This is a genomic window from Neopusillimonas aromaticivorans, assembly GCF_030344915.1.
GTDB lineage: Bacteria > Pseudomonadota > Gammaproteobacteria > Burkholderiales > Burkholderiaceae_B > Neopusillimonas > Neopusillimonas aromaticivorans.
Window position 1 is genome coordinate 1,822,099 of the sequence record NZ_CP128233.1, and the last position, 18,030, is coordinate 1,840,128.

Annotated in this window: 16 protein-coding genes and 9 pseudogenes; 14 read left to right on the plus strand and 11 right to left on the minus strand. The window is 59.1% G+C overall.

The annotated features are described in order from the left end of the window. Window positions 1-51: 51 nt before the first annotated feature. On the minus strand, window positions 52-381 hold the full coding sequence (locus N7E01_RS10050) for a PepSY domain-containing protein (RefSeq protein WP_289172797.1): 330 nt from the start codon (window positions 379-381) through the stop codon (window positions 52-54). 165 nt (window positions 382-546) lie between these two features. Here N7E01_RS10050 and N7E01_RS10055 point away from each other — a divergent pair, with 165 nt between their 5' ends. From N7E01_RS10055 to N7E01_RS10090, 8 genes and pseudogenes are all read left to right on the plus strand, one after another. After that, entirely contained in the window at window positions 547-927 is a 381-nt protein-coding gene (locus N7E01_RS10055; RefSeq protein WP_289172798.1) for a PepSY domain-containing protein, read from the plus strand. Continuing rightward, window positions 908-1,578 (plus strand): annotated as a pseudogene (locus N7E01_RS10060) (response regulator transcription factor). Before N7E01_RS10055 ends, N7E01_RS10060 begins: the two are co-directional and overlap by 20 nt. Before the next feature lie 94 nt (window positions 1,579-1,672). Next, window positions 1,673-3,406 (plus strand): annotated as a pseudogene (locus N7E01_RS10065) (nitrite/sulfite reductase). After that, complete coding sequence (locus N7E01_RS10070) at window positions 3,363-3,710, plus strand: uroporphyrinogen-III C-methyltransferase (protein ID WP_289172799.1); 348 nt, start codon at window positions 3,363-3,365, stop codon at window positions 3,708-3,710. Before N7E01_RS10065 ends, N7E01_RS10070 begins: the two are co-directional and overlap by 44 nt. Beyond that, complete coding sequence (locus N7E01_RS10075) at window positions 3,683-3,895, plus strand: SAM-dependent methyltransferase (protein WP_289175789.1); 213 nt, start codon at window positions 3,683-3,685, stop codon at window positions 3,893-3,895. The genes N7E01_RS10070 and N7E01_RS10075 overlap by 28 nt, the downstream gene beginning before the upstream one ends. Next, complete coding sequence (locus N7E01_RS10080) at window positions 3,829-4,155, plus strand: SAM-dependent methyltransferase (protein ID WP_289175869.1); 327 nt, start codon at window positions 3,829-3,831, stop codon at window positions 4,153-4,155. Before N7E01_RS10075 ends, N7E01_RS10080 begins: the two co-directional genes overlap by 67 nt. A gap of 13 nt (window positions 4,156-4,168) precedes the next feature. Continuing rightward, entirely contained in the window at window positions 4,169-4,549 is a 381-nt protein-coding gene (locus tag N7E01_RS10085) for a sirohydrochlorin chelatase (protein WP_289172800.1), read from the plus strand. Next, window positions 4,546-5,007, plus strand: coding sequence for a DUF934 domain-containing protein (locus tag N7E01_RS10090; protein ID WP_289172801.1), 462 nt, complete (start codon window positions 4,546-4,548; stop codon window positions 5,005-5,007). Before N7E01_RS10085 ends, N7E01_RS10090 begins: the two co-directional genes overlap by 4 nt. Window positions 5,008-5,111: 104 nt before the next feature. Here the strand turns inward: N7E01_RS10090 and N7E01_RS10095 are convergent. The 4 pseudogenes from N7E01_RS10095 to N7E01_RS10110 all read right to left on the minus strand — a co-directional run bounded on the left by N7E01_RS10095 (window position 5,112) and on the right by N7E01_RS10110 (window position 8,868). Next, window positions 5,112-6,208 (minus strand): annotated as a pseudogene (locus tag N7E01_RS10095) (sulfate/molybdate ABC transporter ATP-binding protein). Continuing rightward, a pseudogene (gene cysW / locus N7E01_RS10100) lies at window positions 6,205-7,084 on the minus strand (sulfate ABC transporter permease subunit CysW). The pseudogenes N7E01_RS10095 and cysW overlap by 4 nt, the downstream one beginning before the upstream one ends. Next, a pseudogene (gene cysT / locus N7E01_RS10105) lies at window positions 7,081-7,906 on the minus strand (sulfate ABC transporter permease subunit CysT). Before cysT ends, cysW begins: the two co-directional pseudogenes overlap by 4 nt. A gap of 3 nt (window positions 7,907-7,909) precedes the next feature. Next, a pseudogene (locus N7E01_RS10110) lies at window positions 7,910-8,868 on the minus strand (sulfate ABC transporter substrate-binding protein). A gap of 333 nt (window positions 8,869-9,201) precedes the next feature. Between N7E01_RS10110 and N7E01_RS10115 the strand changes: the two are divergent. The 6 genes and pseudogenes from N7E01_RS10115 to N7E01_RS18870 all read left to right on the plus strand — a co-directional run bounded on the left by N7E01_RS10115 (window position 9,202) and on the right by N7E01_RS18870 (window position 13,681). Continuing rightward, window positions 9,202-9,905: pseudogene (locus N7E01_RS10115) on the plus strand (phosphoadenylyl-sulfate reductase). An 18-nt stretch (window positions 9,906-9,923) separates the two neighbouring features. After that, window positions 9,924-10,846: pseudogene (cysD, locus tag N7E01_RS10120) on the plus strand (sulfate adenylyltransferase subunit CysD). After that, on the plus strand, window positions 10,846-12,204 hold the full coding sequence (locus N7E01_RS10125) for a sulfate adenylyltransferase subunit 1 (RefSeq protein WP_289172803.1): 1,359 nt from the start codon (window positions 10,846-10,848) through the stop codon (window positions 12,202-12,204). The pseudogene cysD and the gene N7E01_RS10125 overlap by 1 nt, the downstream one beginning before the upstream one ends. An 85-nt stretch (window positions 12,205-12,289) precedes the next feature. Further along, a complete protein-coding gene (locus N7E01_RS18860) occupies window positions 12,290-13,078 on the plus strand; it encodes a hypothetical protein (protein WP_350494824.1) in 789 nt (262 codons plus the stop codon). Continuing rightward, window positions 13,075-13,320 (plus strand): hypothetical protein, encoded by a 246-nt coding sequence (locus tag N7E01_RS18865; protein ID WP_350494825.1) that lies wholly within the window; start codon window positions 13,075-13,077, stop codon window positions 13,318-13,320. The genes N7E01_RS18860 and N7E01_RS18865 overlap by 4 nt, the downstream gene beginning before the upstream one ends. Before the next feature lie 47 nt (window positions 13,321-13,367). Further along, a pseudogene (locus N7E01_RS18870) lies at window positions 13,368-13,681 on the plus strand (ATP-binding protein). 25 nt (window positions 13,682-13,706) lie between these two features. On the opposite strand, the gene N7E01_RS10135 reads toward N7E01_RS18870, so the two are convergent. The 6 genes from N7E01_RS10135 to N7E01_RS10160 all read right to left on the minus strand — a co-directional run bounded on the left by N7E01_RS10135 (window position 13,707) and on the right by N7E01_RS10160 (window position 18,026). Further along, window positions 13,707-14,045: a DUF3299 domain-containing protein gene (locus N7E01_RS10135; protein ID WP_289172804.1), complete on the minus strand. Its 339-nt coding sequence runs from the start codon at window positions 14,043-14,045 to the stop codon at window positions 13,707-13,709. 223 nt (window positions 14,046-14,268) lie between these two features. Then, entirely contained in the window at window positions 14,269-15,528 is a 1,260-nt protein-coding gene (locus tag N7E01_RS10140) for an ABC transporter permease (RefSeq protein WP_289172805.1), read from the minus strand. Next, the gene (locus N7E01_RS10145; RefSeq protein WP_289172806.1) at window positions 15,525-16,292 is read right to left on the minus strand and encodes an ABC transporter ATP-binding protein; all 768 of its coding nucleotides are present in this window, start codon (window positions 16,290-16,292) and stop codon (window positions 15,525-15,527) included. Before N7E01_RS10145 ends, N7E01_RS10140 begins: the two co-directional genes overlap by 4 nt. Before the next feature lie 11 nt (window positions 16,293-16,303). After that, the gene (locus N7E01_RS10150; protein WP_289172807.1) at window positions 16,304-16,918 is read right to left on the minus strand and encodes a DUF2796 domain-containing protein; all 615 of its coding nucleotides are present in this window, start codon (window positions 16,916-16,918) and stop codon (window positions 16,304-16,306) included. An 89-nt stretch (window positions 16,919-17,007) separates the two neighbouring features. Beyond that, a complete protein-coding gene (locus tag N7E01_RS10155) occupies window positions 17,008-17,622 on the minus strand; it encodes a branched-chain amino acid ABC transporter permease (protein ID WP_289172809.1) in 615 nt (204 codons plus the stop codon). Window positions 17,623-17,630: 8 nt separating this feature from the next. Then, window positions 17,631-18,026 (minus strand): ABC transporter permease subunit, encoded by a 396-nt coding sequence (locus N7E01_RS10160; protein WP_289172810.1) that lies wholly within the window; start codon window positions 18,024-18,026, stop codon window positions 17,631-17,633. Between the last annotated feature and the right edge of the window lie 4 nt (window positions 18,027-18,030).

Genomic DNA, 18,030 nt, shown 5'->3' on the forward strand with positions numbered 1-18,030 from the left:
TAGCCCCCGGGATGGGGGCGCTACAGGGGTCAAGGCGTGCAGCTTAACCGATCAGTCGTCGTCGCGGGTCTTGCGGTTGAGCACTTCGCCACTACGCGGATCGATGTACAGTTTGACTTTACGTCCTTCGCCGTCGCGGGCCTTGGCTTCATAGCCACCGCGCTCGCGATCGATTTCACGAATGTCGGTGTAGCCTGCCGCCTCAAGCTTGTCGTAGATCTGGCGCAGGTTCAGCCAGTCGCCCTGGGCCTGGGTCGTGGCTTGCTGTGCGGCCGGTGCGTTGGCGGCGGCAATCTGGGCGTGTGCAGGCAGTGTGGCGGCCATCAGAGCGGCACTGCTCAGGGCGATAATGGCAGCCGATTGGCGGATACGTGTGTTCATGATGATCTCCTGAAAAAATTGGGGCATCGGGGCAATTCCTGATGCATGTCGTCATTGTGCGATTTTGATCATGAACTGAACGTGAAGCCGTCGTTCATGTGGCATTCATGAAGTCCGGTGTAAAAGAAGGGGTCGCCGGGCCTGTCGGCTTGCAAGGGGATACCCATGAAAATACCGTTCTCACTCAATCGCTTGTTGCCGCTGGCTGTCGCCGTCATGGCCCTGGTCGTGTCGGTTGGCGCACTGCTGCCGGCCACGGTGTTCGCCGACGATGATGATCACGACCGGGCGCGTCAGGCCCTGCTGGCAGGGAAGGTCTTGTCGTTGCGCGATGTTCTTGACAAAGTCATGGCCGATTATCCCGGGGAGCCCGTTGAAATCGAGTTTGAAGAAGATGACGGCGTTTACGAGTACGAGATCAAGCTGTTGCAGCCGGCCGGCAATATCATCAAGCTCAAGGTTGACGCCAGCACCGGCGAGGTCATCGGTCTGAAGGGGCGCGGTGTGCAGTTCAAGGAGAAAAATAATGCGGGTGCTGGTTGTTGAAGATGAATTGGCATTGGCAGAACAGTTGCGGCAGGCACTGGAACAGGCCGGTTACGCGGTGGATATGGCCCACGATGGTGCCGATGCGCATTACAAGGGTGAGGTCGAGCCCTATGATGTGGTGGTACTTGATCTGGGCTTGCCGGTCATGGATGGTTTGACCGTGCTGCGTAAATGGCGAGCGGCGCAGCGCGCCATGCCGGTGCTGATTCTGACCGCGCGCGGCAACTGGGATGAAAAAGTCAGTGGCATTGATGCGGGCGCCGACGACTATCTGACTAAACCGTTTCACATGGAAGAGCTGCTGGCCCGGCTGCGTGCCTTGATTCGCCGTAACAGTGCCCATGCCAGTGCCCAGTGGGTGTGTGGCCCGGTGGTGCTGGACACCCGTGCGGCCCGCGTTACGGTCGACGGGCAGACCCTGACGCTGACCGGACACGAGTACCGTGTGCTGGCTACCCTGATGCAGCATGCGGGGCAGGTGGTGTCACGCACTGACCTGACCGAACACATTTATGCGCAAGACTTCGACCGTGACTCCAATACCATCGACGTATTCATTGGCCGTTTGCGTAAAAAACTGCCCCCGGTGCGATCGAGACTGTGCGAGGCCTGGGTTACCGCATGAATACGTTTGATCAGGCGGCTTAATGACAAAAAGGTATGTCTTAATTAAGAACTGATGTTGGACGGGCGTCATGACCGGGTCATAAGATGCATGGACGATACTTATTTTTTGCCGACCATGTACCAACCCAGTGAATTTGATGTGGCCCGTCTTACCGAACGGGCCGAGCAGCTTTCCCGGCAAATCAGCCGCAACAAGGCAGGCTTCCTGAGCGATGACCAGTTGCGCCCCTTGCGTTTGCAGAACGGGCTGTACATTCAGCGCAAGGCGCCCATGTTGCGTATTGCCATCGCGTACGGCATGTTGAACAGCCGCCAGCTGCGCACCCTGGGGCAGGTGGCGCGTCAGTACGATCGTGGCTATGGCCACCTGACGACCCGCCAGAACTTCCAGTTGAACTGGATTTCGGTTGATGACACCCCTAAGGCATTGCATGACCTGGCCCAGGTCGGCCTGCATGGCGTGCAGTCCAGTGGAAACTGCCTTCGTAACATCACCAGTGATGTCAGGGCGGGTATTGCCCCTGAAGAACTGCTTGACCCCCGGCCCTACGCCGAACTCCTGCGGCAATGGAGCACCTTTCATCCCGAGTTCACGTTTCTGCCACGCAAGTTCAAGGTGGCCCTGACAGGCACACCCGAAGACCGTGCCCTGGTGCAGATTCATGATCTGGCGTTCGAGGTGGTGGCTGTCGAGCCCGTGGTGGCCTTTCGGGTACGGGTGGGTGGCGGGCTCGGGCGCACACCGATTCTGGGGCCTGTTGTGCGCGAGCGGCTTGAATGGTTTGATCTGCTGACGTACACCCATGCGGTGATGCGCGTCTACAACGAACTGGGGCGTCGGGATAACCTGACCAAAGCCCGGATCAAGATCATGGTGCGCACGCTGGGTATTGATGCGTTCCGCGACATGGTCGAGGCCGAATGGGCGGCCCTCAAAGACGGCCCCCAAAAACTGTCACAGGAAGATCTGGCGCGCATTCAGGCGTCATTTGTCGAGCCTGACTGGTCGCAAGGCCAGCCGCTGGATCGCGTGCCGTTCGATGGGGCCGAGCGGCGCGCTTTTGAACGCTGGCGCGAACGCAATGTCTTGCCGCATCGTCAACCCGGTTATGCCGCCGTATTGGTGCCCTTGAAGGGGCTGGCCGCGCACCCGGCGACTTCACCAGCGAAGAAATGGAAGCGTTGGCGGCGGTCTCGGATACGTTCAGCCAAGGTTTCGTCCGGGTCAGCCACACCCAGGACATTCTGTTTCCTGCCGTGCGTGAAAGCGATTTGCCCGAGATCTTCAGGGCACTGGGCCGGTTATCGTTGGCGCGGCCCGTTGGAGGGTTGATCGGCGATATGGTGGCGTGCCCCGGGGAGACTATTGCGCCCTGGCCAATGCGCGGTCGCTGCCGATTGCCGAGGAAATCGCGCGGCGTTATGAAAGCCTGGACGCCCAGGAAACGATTGGTCCGCTGGATTTCCGGATTTCAGGGTGCATGAACAGTTGCGGCCATCATCACGTGGGTCATATCGGCATTCTGGGTGTCGATAAAGATGGTGCTGCGTTTTATCAGTTGTTGTTAGGGGGCATTCCGGCCACGGTGCCCCTGCTGCACTGGGCACGATTGTGGGGCGGGCATTCTCTGAAAACGAGATTGCCGATGCGGTTGAGCAGGTCCTGGATACTTATCTTGAAAGTCGCCTGCCCGGTGAGACCTTCCGCGATGCGGTGGCGCGACTGGGCAAGGAAACATTTGCGGCGGCCGCTGACCAGATTCGCACCGAAACGGCAAAGCCGCCACGCGTTACAGGGGGCAGGCATGAGCCGGGTTGCACTGATTGGCGCGGGGCCGGGCGACCCTGAGTTGTTGACACGCAAGGCGTGGCGCATCGTTGGAGAAGCCGATGTGATCTTGTATGACGCCCTGATGGACGCGCCCGGCATGTTTGAACTTGCGCCCGGGGCACAGTGGGTTGCTGTGGGTAAACGGGCGAATCAGGCCAGTATCCCCCAGGCCTTGATTTGCCGCATGCTGGTCAATTATGCCCGGCAAGGCCTCAAGGTCGTGCGCCTGAAAGGGGTGACCCGGCGGTTTTTGGTCGCCTGGCCGAAGAACTTGAGGCGTGTCGTGCCGCCGGTATCGAGGTTGACATTGTGCCCGGGGTGACGGCAGCGTGTGCGGCCGCGGCACAGCTTCAAACCAGCCTTACGCTGCGCGGGGTATCCCGCAGCCTTGCGTTTGTGACGCCGCGCGTCAACCCGCACGATGACCCGGATGATTCTGAATGGCTGCCGGTCAGTCTCGCGGCACAAACAGTGGCAATTTACATGGGGGCGGGCAAGCCGCCCTGATTGCCCAGCGTTTGCTGGCGGCCGGAAAGCCGCCGTCAACGCCGGTGTGTGCGGTAGAAAACGCCAGTTTGCAGGGGATGCAGTGCGCCATGACATTGGGTCAGTTGGCGCAGACGGGTTTGCCTGCCCTTGCGGGGCCGGTACTGTTGCTGATGGGCGAGGCCTTTGCCCCGGTGTTGCGAGCATCCGGGGTATCGGTTCTTGCGTCTGATGCGAGCGAGGCTGCGGTCGGTTTACCGGCGATGGCTCTGCTGGCCTGAAGGAGACGACACGATGTCTACGGCCATTGTGCTGTTTGCCCACGGTTCGCGCGATGCCACCTGGCGTGTGCCGTTTGAAGCTATTTTGAAAGAGGTCACGGCCCGTCACGACGGGCCAGTGGCGTTGGCTTTTCTTGAGCATATGACTCCGGACTTTTCTGAAACGGTGTCTCACCTGATTGCGCTGGGGGCAACGCAGATACGTGTGGTGCCCCTGTTCCTGGCTGCGGGCGGGCATATCCGTTCCTGTTTGCCCCGGTTGGTCAGCCAGGCCCAAAGCGATCATGGCAACGTTCACTTTTCCGTGCTGCCGCCTTTGGGGGACAGCCCCGTCCTGATCCGGGCTTTTGCAGATTTTGCGCTCAACCCCTTTGAATTTATGTGTGAGTTATGACGACCGATACTTTTGCGCTGACCCTTGATGAGGTTTTGACGACACCGGGTGATGCGGTGGATACGGTGGCGATTGTGTGTGATGCGCAGGGTCATCAGATACCCGCCCCCGGCACCATTGACCTGACGCTTGAGCCTGCCGATTTCATCGCGCAGCACGACAATCTTTTGACTTTTGAGAAAGTTCAGGCCTGGCTGGCGGCACAGGGTGATGTGAACCGTATCGAAATCCGGGTGCCCAAATTTACGGATGGCCGTGCATTTTCAGTGGCATCCCGGCTGCGCGAAGCCGGTTACACGGGTGAACTGCACGCATCCGGCGATATTACCCAGGACGTGTTTTACTTGCTGCGCCGGGTTGGGTTTTCGCATTTTCACCTGGTTCTTCAGCCCGGTGAAACGCTGGACCCTGCGGTGTTGCGACCTTTTGGCGCCTGGTACCAAACGGCCCTTGATTGATCAGATGTGCGACAAGCCCCGCTGTTGAGGGCGGGGAAGGGTAGTGTAGCCGTCCTTAGGGCTCAAGGCGGCCAGCACATCGGTGCCGGCCGGTTTTTTGTGTATCAGCGCAGGCCGGTTTCAGCCCTCAGGAAGACGCGCGCTTTTCTGGGGCTGACGCGTAGTTTTCCCCTTCCTTCAAGTCCAGCGCCCGGAAGGCTGCTTCGGTCAGACTGACCTCGATCAAGGGGTCATGGCCTTGAGGTGTCATGGAAGATGCCACTGGCCACAGTTCCAGACGGGCAACCGGACCCACCACAATCGCACGTTGCAATTCGGCCACGATGCCAGAGGCACCTTGGGTGTCACGGCTGACTTCCAGATCGTGGGGGCGCACATAGGCGACGGCGCTGGCATGCTCTGCCTGGCTCAGCTCCGGCGCCGGAATGCGGATGCCGTCCAGTTCCATGGTGCCCCGGTGAGCCTGGCCGTGAAACAGGTTGACGTTACCCAGAAAGCCGTACACGAACGGGCTGGCCGGGTGATCCCAGACGTCTTGCGGTGACCCCACTTGCTCGATGACGCCGGAGTTCATCAGGACGACCCGGTCGGCCACTTCCAGGGCTTCTTCCTGGTCGTGGGTGACAAAGACGCTGGTGACGTGCAATTCATCGTGAAGGCGTCGCAGCCAGCGACGCAACTCCTTGCGTACCTTGGCATCCAGGGCGCCAAACGGTTCGTCCAGCAGCAAGACCTTTGGCTCTACCGCCAGCGCACGTGCCAGTGCGATGCGCTGGCGCTGTCCGCCCGATAACTGTGACGGATAGCGGTCGGCCAGCCAGTCAAGTTGCACCAGTTTCAGCAGGTCGGTGACCTTTTTTCGTATGACGGCCTCACCGGGGCGGGCCGAGCGGGGTTTGACGCGCAGCCCGAATGCCACATTTTCAAATACGGTCATGTGCCGGAACAATGCATAGTGCTGGAAGACGAAGCCGACATTCCGGTCTTTGACGTGCAGGTGCGTGGCATCTTCACCACTGAACGCGACCGTCCCCGTATCGGCCGACTCAAGCCCGGCAATGACCCGCAACAGGGTTGTTTTGCCGCAGCCCGACGGGCCCAGCAACGCCAGCAGTTCGCCGGAGTTGATATCCAGATTGATGTTGCGCAGGGCATGGAACTGCCCAAAGTGCTTGTTCAGATTGCGTACTTCAATGCTCATGGTCGTTCCTGAGGTAGATCAGCCAGCGTCTTCAACTCTTGTTCCATTCGCCAATGGGCGATTGTCTTGATGACCAAGGTTGCCAGAGCCAGCAAGGCCAGCAAAGAGGCAACGGAAAACGCGGCAACAGATTCGTATTCGTTGTAAAGAATTTCGACATGCAGGGGCATGGTGTTGGTTTGCCCGCGGATATGGCCCGAGACGACCGATACGGCACCGAACTCGCCCATGGCTCGGGCATTACACAGAATGACGCCGTAGATCAGCCCCCACTTGATGTTAGGCAGGGTGACCCGCCAGAACGTCTGCCAGCCCGAGGCACCCAGCACGATGGCAGCCTGCTCTTCGTCGTTGCCCTGCGCCTGCATTAATGGAATCAGTTCGCGGGCGATGAACGGGAAGGTGACGAAGATCGTGGCCAGAATGATGCCGGGAACGGCAAAGACGATCTTGATGTCATGTTCTGCCAGCCAGGGGCCCAGCCAGCCTTGTGCGCCAAAGACCAGCACGTAAATCAGGCCGGCCACGACGGGTGACACGGAAAACGGCAGGTCAATCAGGGTCGTCAGGAAGGCCTTTCCCTTGAATTCATATTTGGCAATGGCCCATGCCGCAGCGACACCGAAGACCAGATTTACGGGAACGGCGACCAGCGCGGTCAGAAGGGTCAGTCGTATCGCTGCCAGAGCGTCAGGGTGCGAAACCGCTTGCCAGTACATGGTCCAGCCTTTGCTCAGTGCCTCGGTAAAGACAGCGGCCAGGGCATGATTAAAAAAGCAGCATGAAACCCAGTGCAACCGAGATGAGCAGCCAGCGTACCCAGGGTGCTTCGGTAATCGGGCCGGTGCCGTTTGTTTTATGTGTTTGTGTTGTCATCGTGCGGGTCCCGAGCGTTTCCGGTGCCAGGCTTGCAAGCCGTTGATCAGCAGCAGCATCAAAAATGAAATCACCAGCATGACGCAGGCGACCGCTGTCGCCCCGGCGTAGTCGTACTGCTCAAGTTTGCCGATGATGATCAGCGGGGTGATTTCCGACACCATGGGCACATTGCCTGCAATGAAAATGACCGACCCGTATTCGCCAATGGCGCGCGCAAAGGCCAGCGCGAAGCCGGTCAGCAGGGCGGGCATGATGGTCGGCAGGATGACCTTGAAGAAGGTCTGAAGCCGGCTGGCCCCCAGGCACAGCGCGACCTCCTCAAGTTCACGCTCACTGTCTTCCAGAACAGGCTGGACCGTGCGAACCACAAAGGGCAGACCGATGAAAATCAATGCAATCACAATGCCTTTGGGGTTGAAGGCCAGTTCAATGCCCAGTGGGGCCAGAAACTGGCCAAGCCAGCCGTTGTTGGCCAATACCGCCGTCAGTGCAATCCCGGCAACGGCCGTTGGCAGTGCGAATGGCAGGTCGACCATGGCATCGACAATTTTTTCCCGGAAAGGAATAGCGGACCAGCACCCAGGCAACCAGCAGGCCAAAGACCATGTTGATCAGCGCGGCCAGTAGCGACGCCGAAAAGGTCAGTTGGTATGAAGCCACGACCCGGGGTGAACTGATGGCGTCCCAGAACTGGGGCCAGGACAGCGACAGTGTTTTGAAGACCAGGGCGCTCAGCGGGATCAGGACAATCAGGCCCAGATAGAGCAGTGAATAGCCCAGCGTCAGATTGAAGCCGGGCAGGACTCGTTTCAAGGCCATGGATCACTTACCAACGGTGTACAGCTGGTCGAACAAACCACCGTCATTGAAGTGAACCTTCTGGGCTTCACCCAGCGAGCCGAAGTACTCTTCAACGGTGAACAGTTTCAGCGGTTTGAACGTGGCTTCATACTGTTTCAGGACGCTTTCCAGGCGTGGGCGAATGCCGTGTTTCGCGGCAATTTCCTGACCTTGCTCAGAGTACAGAAAGTCCAGGTAGGCACGGGCCTGTTCTTGCGACCCTTTTTTGCCACGGTTCGTTCGACGATCGCGACGGGGTTTTCAGCAACGATGCTGGCCGATGGGTGAATTGCTTCGACCTTGCCCTTGCCGAACTCCCGCTCAACCGAAACAACCTCAGATTCGAAGGTGACCAGAACGTCACCGATATTGCGCTGCAGGAAAATGCCTGTGGCATCGCGGCCGCCGCGTGCCAGGACCGGCACGTTCTTGTAAAGCTGGCTCACAAATTCGCGCGCCTGTTCGGGGGTGCCGCCTTTGCTCAGGACGTTACCCCACGCGGCCAGATAGGCCATGCGCCCGTTACCGCCGGTTTTCGGATTGACCACCACGACCTGGACGCCGGGCTTGATCAGGTCATCCCAGTCTTTGATGCCTTTCGGGTTGCCTTCACGCACCAGAAACAGCATGGTCGAGGTGGTCGGAGCGGCATTGTGCGGGAATTTTGTCCGCCAATCACCGGCGACAACGTTTTTGCCGGCCAGGAAGTCAATGTCTGTGGTGGTATTCATGGTGACGACATCAGCGTCCAGGCCATCGGCAACAGCACGTGCCTGGGCGGACGATCCGCCGTGCGATTGATCAATTTTGATGTCCTTGCCGGTGGTCTTTTTGTAGTGCTCGACAAATGCCGCATTGAAGTCTTTATAGAACTCGCGAGCGACGTCATACGAAGCGTTCAGCAGGGTCGGCTCGGCAGTGATGCCGGGTGTGGCGATCATCAGGGCGGATGCCGCGAGTACGGTTTTCAGCAGGGCTTTCATAAATTCACTTTCCAAACGGTGTTGACATGCGTCCATTCTGTCTGTGTTCTGCTGGAATCGAAACGACTAAAAGACAATGTGTTAATTACTGATATTCATGGTTCATTGGGTGGCATCGTATAAGACAGGGTGTGGAAGGGCCGCCGGCAGGGCGCGGCCCGGTTGTCTGCCGTTTTACGCATAAGGACATGAAAAAAATGTTCTTTGGGTCGGGTCTGAAGTTGCTTAGGATGGTCGTTTGGAACTTTTCTTGAGCGGTTTTTTCATGAGCCTTTCCCCTCACTCTGGACAATTCCTGTTCCCGACAGTGATGCGGCTGCCATTGCCAGTCGCGCCCAGGTGCTGTTCGAACGTTTGCGCGGCATCGTCTCGCAGCATCAGAACGTTCGCTTCGCCAGTAGCATGGCGGCCGAAGACATGGTCGTCATTGATGCCATCGCGCGTACGGGTGTGCCCATTTCAGTCTTCACGCTGGATACCTTGCGGTTGCACCCACAGTCTGTGGCCCTGATTGACGAGGTCAGCCGCCATTACGGGCTTGCAATCGAGCGTGTGCTGCCGGATGCCGCATTGGTTGATGATTACGTCCTGCATTTCGGCGTGAATGGTTTCTATGAAAGTATCGAGGCCAAAGAGGCCTGTTGCCATGTCAGGAAGGTGTTGCCGCTGGCTCGGGCGCTGCAGGGGCTTGCGCACTGGGTAACGGGTCAGCGCCGGGGGCAGGGGGTGACCCGTTCCGCGTTGGCGCTGCGCGAGTTTGATGCCTCGCGCGGGATCGACAAGTTCAACCCCATTCACGACTGGTCCGAGGATGACGTGTGGTCCTATATCCACTTCCGGCAGGTGCCGTTCAACCCGCTGTACCGCGAGGGTTACGCGAGTATTGGCTGCGATCCCTGCACCCGCCCGGTCAAGGCGGGGAAAACCTGCGTGCAGGGCGTTGGTGGTGGTTGCAGGAAGACAGCAAGGAATGCGGCCTGCACGTTCAGAAATAAGAATCCCTACACCAGGAAATGAAAACAATGCACTTGAATAACGATTATCTGGACCGGCTGGAAAGCGAATCCATCTACATCATTCGCGAGGTTGTCGCGCAAAGCAAAAACCCGGCCATGCTGTTTTCCGGCGGGAAAGATTCGATTGTGATGCGCCATCTGGCGCGCAAAGCGTTTGCCTTCGGGCCCCGGCCTGTGCACCTGCCGTTTCCGCTGGTGCACATTGACACTGGCCACAATTACCCCGAGGTGATTGCGTTCCGGGACACTGTGGTGGCGCGGGACAACGAGCGTCTGGTGGTGGGCCACGTTGAAGACTCGTTGGCGCGCGGTACCGTGAAATTACGGCGACCCACCGATTCACGCAACGCGGCACAGGCGGTAACGTTACTTGAGACCATTGCCGAGCATGGTTTTGACGCCCTGATGGGTGGTGCACGCCGCGATGAAGAAAAGGCACGAGCCAAAGAGCGTATTTTTCGTTTCGCGACGAGTTCGGCCAGTGGGACCCCAAAGCGCAACGGCCCGAGCTTTGGCGCTTGTACAACGCCCGGATTTTTCCCGGCGAGAGCATGCGCGTTTTCCCCATTTCCAACTGGACCGAACTTGATGTCTGGCAATACATTGCCCGCGAAAACATTGAATTGCCTTCCATTTATTACGCCCACGACCGTGAAGTCGTTCAGAAAGGTGACTTGCTGGTGCCGGTAACGCCGGTGACTCCCAAGGCCGCCGATGAGGTGTCTCAGGTGCGTCGTGTCCGTTTCCGTACGGTCGGCGATATCAGTTGTACCTGCCCGGTTGAAAGCCAGGCCGCTACCGCCTGGGACATTGTCGAGGAAACGGCCGTGGCGACGGTTACCGAGCGTGGCGCGACCCGCATGGACGATCAAACCAGCGAGGCATCCATGGAAAAACGTAAAAAAGAGGGGTATTTCTGATGACATCCGGATTGGTTCGTTTCATTACGGCAGGCAGCGTTGACGACGGTAAAAGTACGCTGATTGGTCGCTTGCTGTTTGATACCAAGGCTGTTTTGGCAGATCAGGTGCAGTCGTTGTCGTCCGCCCGGCATACCCGGGTGCGTGCCAACGATGCTGACTTTGACCTTGCGCTGCTGACCGATGGTCTGGAAGCCGAGCGCGAGCAAGGCATCACGATTGACGTTGCCTATCGCTATTTTGCAACGGCCCGGCGCAAGTTCATTGTGGCCGATGCCCCCGGGCACGAGCAGTACACCCGTAATCTGGTGACCGGTGCGTCACAGTCGGACGCGGCCGTGATTCTGGTGGATCCGACCCGCCTGGGGCTCGATGCTGCAACGCCGTCGCTTGAACTGCTGGCACAAACAAAGCGGCATACCGCGATTGTTCGTTTGCTGGGGTTGCGTCATGTGGTGTTTGCCGTCAACAAGATGGACCTGATCGGATTTGAGCCGGGCGTCTTTGAGCGGATTCGTGGTGAAATTTCGCGGCTGGCCGGCAAGGTCGGCTTGCGATCCTTTGATGTGATTCCTGTGTCGGCATTGTCGGGAGACAATGTGGTGCACCGATCATTGAATATGCCCTGGTATGACGGTCCGACCTTGCTGGAGTGGCTGGAACAGCGCGATGATGCCCTGGCGTCTGGTGCTGATCTGGGTTTGCGTCTGCCGGTTCAGTACGTGGCTCGCCAGGACGGGCAGTCTGCCGATGATTTTCGGGGTTATCTGGGCCAGGTGGAAGCCGGCACCCTGTTCAAGGGGCAGCGCGTCAAGGTGCTGCCCGGCGGGGCCGAGACAATTGTGGCGGGTATCCACCTGTCCAATGGTCGCGAGGCTGTTGCCATTAACAGTGCGGCAGGGGCTGAGGAGGCCGGCGCAACCCTGGCGGCTTCAGGCCAGGCGGTTGTGGTTGAACTGAAAGACGATATTGATGTTTCGCGGGGTGACCTGATCGTGGCTGCTGACGCAACGTTGGGTCAGCCACCCCAGCTGGCGCGCAAGATCAGTGCCGATATGTGCTGGCTGGATAACGAGCCCTTGAATGTCAGCCGCAAGTACAGCCTTCAGCACACCACGCGTGAAGTGTTTGCAAGGGTTGCCGCCATTGACCATGTGCTGGATATTCACACCTTGGATGCCCGTGTCGATGCGCCGACCCTGGCCATCAACGACATTGGTCGGGTTGACCTGGTGCTGCAAAGCCCAATTGCGGCGGATCGCTACGAAGACCTGCAAGCAACAGGGGCGTTTGTCCTGATCGACGACGCTACCCAAAGTACCGTCGCGGCAGGCATGATCCGGTCGGTCGTTGGGTAAACGTGTCGGGTTTTGAAGGGTTATCAGCATGTTGTGAGCCGTTTCTGGCGTATTCTTGACGTTTCGCCCGTCATATCGATATTCCATGTTGCGATTGTTTTCGACACTGCCGCATTCGTTGCGTGGCCGTTTGTTGCTGGGCACCCTGGCCTGGGTGCTGGTGTCGGTGCTGGTGGCTGGTTGGGTGCTGGCCGATTTGTTTCGCCAGCATGCGGCACGGCAAATGGCATCAGAGTTGGCGGTTCACATGAACCAGCTGGTGGCGGCCTTGTCGGTCAATGCCCAGGGTCAACCCACGTTGCAGTTTGAGCCCACTGACCCGCGTTTTCAGCGCCCTTTTTCAGGCCTTTACTGGCAGGTTGACCAGCGGGAGCCTGGGCAGGCACCGCGCGAGGCTGTTTTTCATTCCCGTTCGTTATGGGATGAGGTGTTGCGGGTTCCTCCTGTCGTGTTGCCCAGCGCCTATGATGGCCTGGACCGGCTGGCCGGGCCATCTGGCATACCTTTGCTGGCGCTGGTGCGTCAGGTCACCCCACCAGAGGGCACGGCGGCTTACCGGCTGGTTGTGGCGGCCGATCAAGCGTTGCTGGACCAACCCCTTGCACAGTTTCGTCTGATGTTGGCGATATCGTTGGGTGTTCTGGCTGTGGGTATGCTATTGGCGGCTGTCATGCAGGTTGTGGTTGGGCTTCGGCCTCTGGCTACCTTGCGTACGGCATTGCTGCAGGTGCATGAAGGTCGTCAAACCCGTATCGAAGGGCGTTTCCCCAAGAGGTTCAGCCTCTGGTCGATGACTTTAATCAGGTCCTGCAGAACAATTATCAGATCGTCCAGCGTGCCCGTACCCATGCCGGTAATCTGGCGCACGCGTTGAAAACACCGTTATCTGTATTGGCCAATGCGGCTCGCAACGAGCCTGGCGCATTCGGTCATCTGGTTACTGAACAGGTCGAGTCCGCGCAGCGGCATGTCGATCATCATCTGGCCCGGGCGCGCGCCGCTGCGGCGGTACAAACGCCTGGCGTCATGACGCCCGTGCATGGGGTGGCCCACGGGTTGGCCCGGGTGCTGACCAAGCTGTATGCCGAAAAAATATCCAGATTGATGTTTCCTTGACGCCAGAACATCTGGTGTTCAACGGCGAGGCCCAGGATTTTCAGGAAATGCTGGGGAATGTGCTGGATAACGCCTGCAAATGGGCAGACCGGCATGTCTGGCTGACCATCACCGCCGGGCTTCCGGCCGATGACGTTGCCGATAGTCGAAAACGCGCCAGTGTCTTGACGGTTATCATCGAAGATGACGGCCCCGGTTTGCCCCCGACCAGCGTCAGTCAGTTTTCGGGCGCGGTGTGCGCCTGGACGAGCGCAAGCCAGGCTCAGGTCTTGGGCTGGATATTGTGCGTGATCTGGTACAGGTCTATGGGGGCAACGTGACTGCCGGTGCTTCGCGGACAGGGGGCTGGCGATTCAGTTGACCTTGCCGGGGGTGTGCCGCGGTAGTTACTCGTCTTCTTTGTGCAAAAACGGCGAGACCTCGTCGGCGGTAATGCGGTAACCGCTGATGCCCATGTCAGAGTTCGCGCGTTCGGTGTGTATCAGCCCGTTGACCCAGACGGTATCCATTGACAGCAGGTTGGGCACGGGTTTGTTGCTGACCACGTGAATGATCTGGTTGGCCGGAGGCGGCGGCGTGTGGATGCAGGCGCCGAAATACGGTACCAGCAGAAATTCGCGTACGCCCTTGTCATCTTCTTCCAGGGGCACCACAAAACCCGGAATACGGATTTTGCTCTGGTCGAGCCCTGCAACGGTCGGGGCTTCGTCCCACACCGTTCGCATGCGGTCATACAGGACCTGTACCTTGGGGTCGCTGTCAGGCAGGTAGGCCAGGTCTTCCAGATCTTTGAATGAATCGGCCGGGTCCCAGTCGGGGGCACCAGATCATCCCAGGTGACTTCCCGGTACGACGAGGGTTGCTGTGCAAACAAGGGCAGTGGTGCGGCACAGATAAGGGCCAGCAAGGCGCGACGGGTTGGAGAATGCGACATAGGTGTATGGATGATCAGGCAGCGGGCGAAAGGCCATCGGCCAGCGTGACACGATAGGCCCGCCAGGCGGGTATCAGGCTGGCGAGCAGGCTGGCGGCAATAATACTGAGCACGATAATACCTTCAGACGGGGTAGGTATTGACAGTGACAGTGTAAGACCAGCGCGGGTTTGCAGCCAGGGGCCAAGTGATGCAATCAGGGCAAACAGAGCGATGCTGCCGGCCAACAGCCCCACCAGGGTAACCAGCAGGCTTTCACAACTGACCAGCAAGACGATCTGGCCGGGTCGCGCTCCGACGGACCTTAAAATGGCCAGTTCGCGCCGGCGCTCATTCAGCGAGGTCAGAATCACCGACATCAGGCCGGCGAGGCTGACTGCGGCAATCAGCCAGCCCATCACGCCCAGGGTCGATTCGATCGGGGTCAGCAGCCCCCACAACTCGTCCAGCGTGACACCGGGAAGAATGGCCATCAGGGGTTCAGCCTGAAAGCTGTTGATATAACGCTGCAACGAAAAAACCGCTGCGCGTCGCTCCAGGCCGACCAGCGCGGCATTGACCGTAACGGGCTGCAGTGCTCCGGGCAAGACCGACGCCTTGCCTTGACCTGGCAAGGGCCGGCCCCCGATCCAGCCGGCATGCAGGGCCGATATGGCCTGGGTGCTGACCAGAATGCTGCGGTCGACCGGTGTGCCGGTGCGCGCCAGTACGCCCGATACGGTGAACGGGTGATCATCGTGGGCAATGGCATTCAAACCGCCATCGCCATGGGCCAATGTCAGTTGCGATGACACCGTGTACCCCAGCGCGTCGGCCACTTCGGCACCCAGTACGGCATCAAATGCATTGACCCAGGGGCCGCCGCTCTGGAAAACCAGAGGTTGCTTCAGGCCATAACGGACATGCTCAAAGTAATCGGGGCTGGTCCCAATGACCGGGTACCCCCGGTGCGAGTCGCCCTTGACGATGGGCACGACCCAGGCCACACCCGGTTGCGTCGCGATGGCCTCAACACTTGAGGCTTTCATGGTGTTGGTGGGTGTGCCGACATGAAACACGGTATACAGCAGCAGTGGCAACTGGCCGCCGCGGGCTCCTACGATCAGGTCGGTGCCGGATACGGCCGATACAAAATGACTGCGTAAATCGTTGCGGGCACGTTCGAGCCCCAGCAGCATCAGGGTAGCCAGGGCAATTGAAACCACCGTGAACGCCAGTGAAAAGCGCCGGTTCCAGGCACTGCGCCAGGCCAGGTTCAGTAACCAGAGATTCATGCGGACACCCCGGGTAACAGCGTGGCCGGTTGTTGTGTGAAGGGGCTGACCTGATTGATCTCGGGCAGGAAGACGTGCTGGTTGAAATAGGTTTGCAAGTGCTGGTCATGGCTGACGAACACCAGGCTGCTTTGAGCCTTGTCAACCGCGCTTAATAATTGCTGCATGAAGCTGTGTGTCGTGTTGTCATCAAGAGCCGATGTGGGTTCGTCGGCAATGACCAGGGCCGGACGGCCAATCAGTGCGCGTGCCGCTGCGACCCGCTGTTGCTGGCCGACTGACAAGTTTCCGGCTGGCCGGTTGATATCCTCTGGCGTCAACCCCATGGCCAGCAGCAAGGCTTCTGCGCCGGCCGCCGGGGAGCCATGATCGGCCATGGCAGCCTGCCGGCGTTGTGCTGAAAAATAACAGGGTGCCAGCACGTTTTGCAGCGCACTGATGTACGGCACCAGGTTGAACTGCTGGAAAATGTAGCCGACATGATCGGCGCGATAGCGGTCGCGGCGTGCCGTTTTCAGGCGCTGCCAGCGTTGGCCCAGCAGCTCAACCGAACCTGACGTGGGCAACAGCACGCCGGCCATCAGGCTTAGCAGCGTACTTTTGCCGCAACCGCTGGGTCCGTAAAGGAAGGTCCGGCTGTGCAAGGGTATCCGCAGGTCGTTGATCTTTAGCACCGGGTCGGTATGGCCCGGCCATGCGTAGACCAGATGGTCAATGCTCAAGACAAAATCGGCAGAAGCCGACAGGGCTGCAGAGGCGGTCATTGCGAAAAGACTTATCGTGGTACGGAAATTCGGGGCTGGGTGCGTGTAATCGTCAGGCCAGCTTGCCGGCCTGGTCCGGCCAGCTGGACCTGCAGGGTTTGCAGTCGGGGAAAGGCGTCAAACAGGGCGGCGGTATCAATGACCTTGACGTTATGGCCTGAAGCACACCTGTATTGAACAGTCAGTTCTGCGTCGGCATGCATGCCGGCGTGCCCTGAATGGCCATGGTTGTGCGTGTCTTCGTATAACGTCGGGACACTGATTTTTTCAGTTGTGCAGCCTGCGCCCTCATCAATAACAAACAGGCGGTCGCCTTGCGCCAGAGCTTTTTGAGCGTCGTCGGCTTGTTTGCGTTCTGCGTCCGTGCGCGGTGTGTGCTCAAAGCCCAGGATATTGTCCAGCGGAGACACCAGCATCAGGGCGATGCTGCTTTCCTCGATGGCAATATCCAGTTCGGCCTGGCCATGTACATGTTTGCCTGGGGCCTGGGCGTGTGCGGTGGCCGCCAGCAGCAGGGCCAATCCCGAGACACCTGCCGGCAAAGCCCGGCGCAGTCGCCGGGCAAGACGCAAGACCGACGGCGTCGGCGTGGTGTCTGTTGCGACAGGGTTCAGGAGGTATCGCATGGTGGTTCAGCCCGATGTGTTAGTGATGTTACTTTATAACATCAATGGGCGTCGTTATAGACCCGTGCGGGTCGTCTTTCTGATCATAGTCACTCGTTTCGCGGGTGCGTCATCAGCAGCCGGCGCTGCACCGGAAACAGCCGGATGTCGTAGCGTTGCTGGATATAGCCCCAGATCCCTTGCTTGAACACCAGGGTAATGCCAATGGCCAGCAAGCCCAGCCCCACCAGGTACCAGGTGCCATAGTCGGCAAAATACCGGTTCAGGGCCCAGAAAATGACGGCCCCCAGAATCGGCCCCTCAATGGTGCCCAGGCCACCGATCATGATCATGAAAATGGCAAAGGCCGTCCAGTTCACCGAGAACGCGGCATCGGGCGAGATGCGCAGGTTGCCTAAAAAGTACAGCGCGCCGGCCAGGCCTGCCCCAAAAGCGGCGACCACGTAAACCGCCAGTTTGGTGGATTGCACGTCGATGCCTTGTGACTCAGAGGCGATTTCCGAATCGCGGATGGCCAGCAAGGCCAGGCCCTGACGACTGCGCAGGAACCAGTAGGTCAGGCCGATGGTGGCCACTACGGCGGCCAGCGTCATCCAGAACGTGACTGATTCACGGGTGGCTCGGGGTATGCCGCGCAGGGCCGTCAGGCTCATGCCCGAGCCGCCCCCGATGGCCGAGACGTTGGCAAAGGTCAGTCTGAACACTTCGGCAATTACCCAGGTGCCGATGGCAAAATAGCCCCTTGCAGGCGAAAAGCGATTTTTGAAACAGGCAGGGCAACCACAGCCGTCACGATGGCAGCAATGGGCACAGCCACAAATGGGTTAACGCCCAGTGAATTGGCCATGATGATCATGATGTACCCGCTGAAGCCCAGAAAGGCTTGCTGCCCGATCGACACCATGCCCCCGTATCCGGCCAGCAGGTTCCACATGCTGGCAAAAATGAAGTAACAGGCAATCTGGTTGAATTCGCGCAGCCAGCTTGACCCGGCCCACCAGGGCATGGACGCGGCGGTGGCTACCAGCACGACAGCGATGAGGGCGCCGATCTGGCTGGCGCGAGTCTTGCGTTCAACAGTAAACAGCGGCAGGTTGGTCGTTGACATGGTT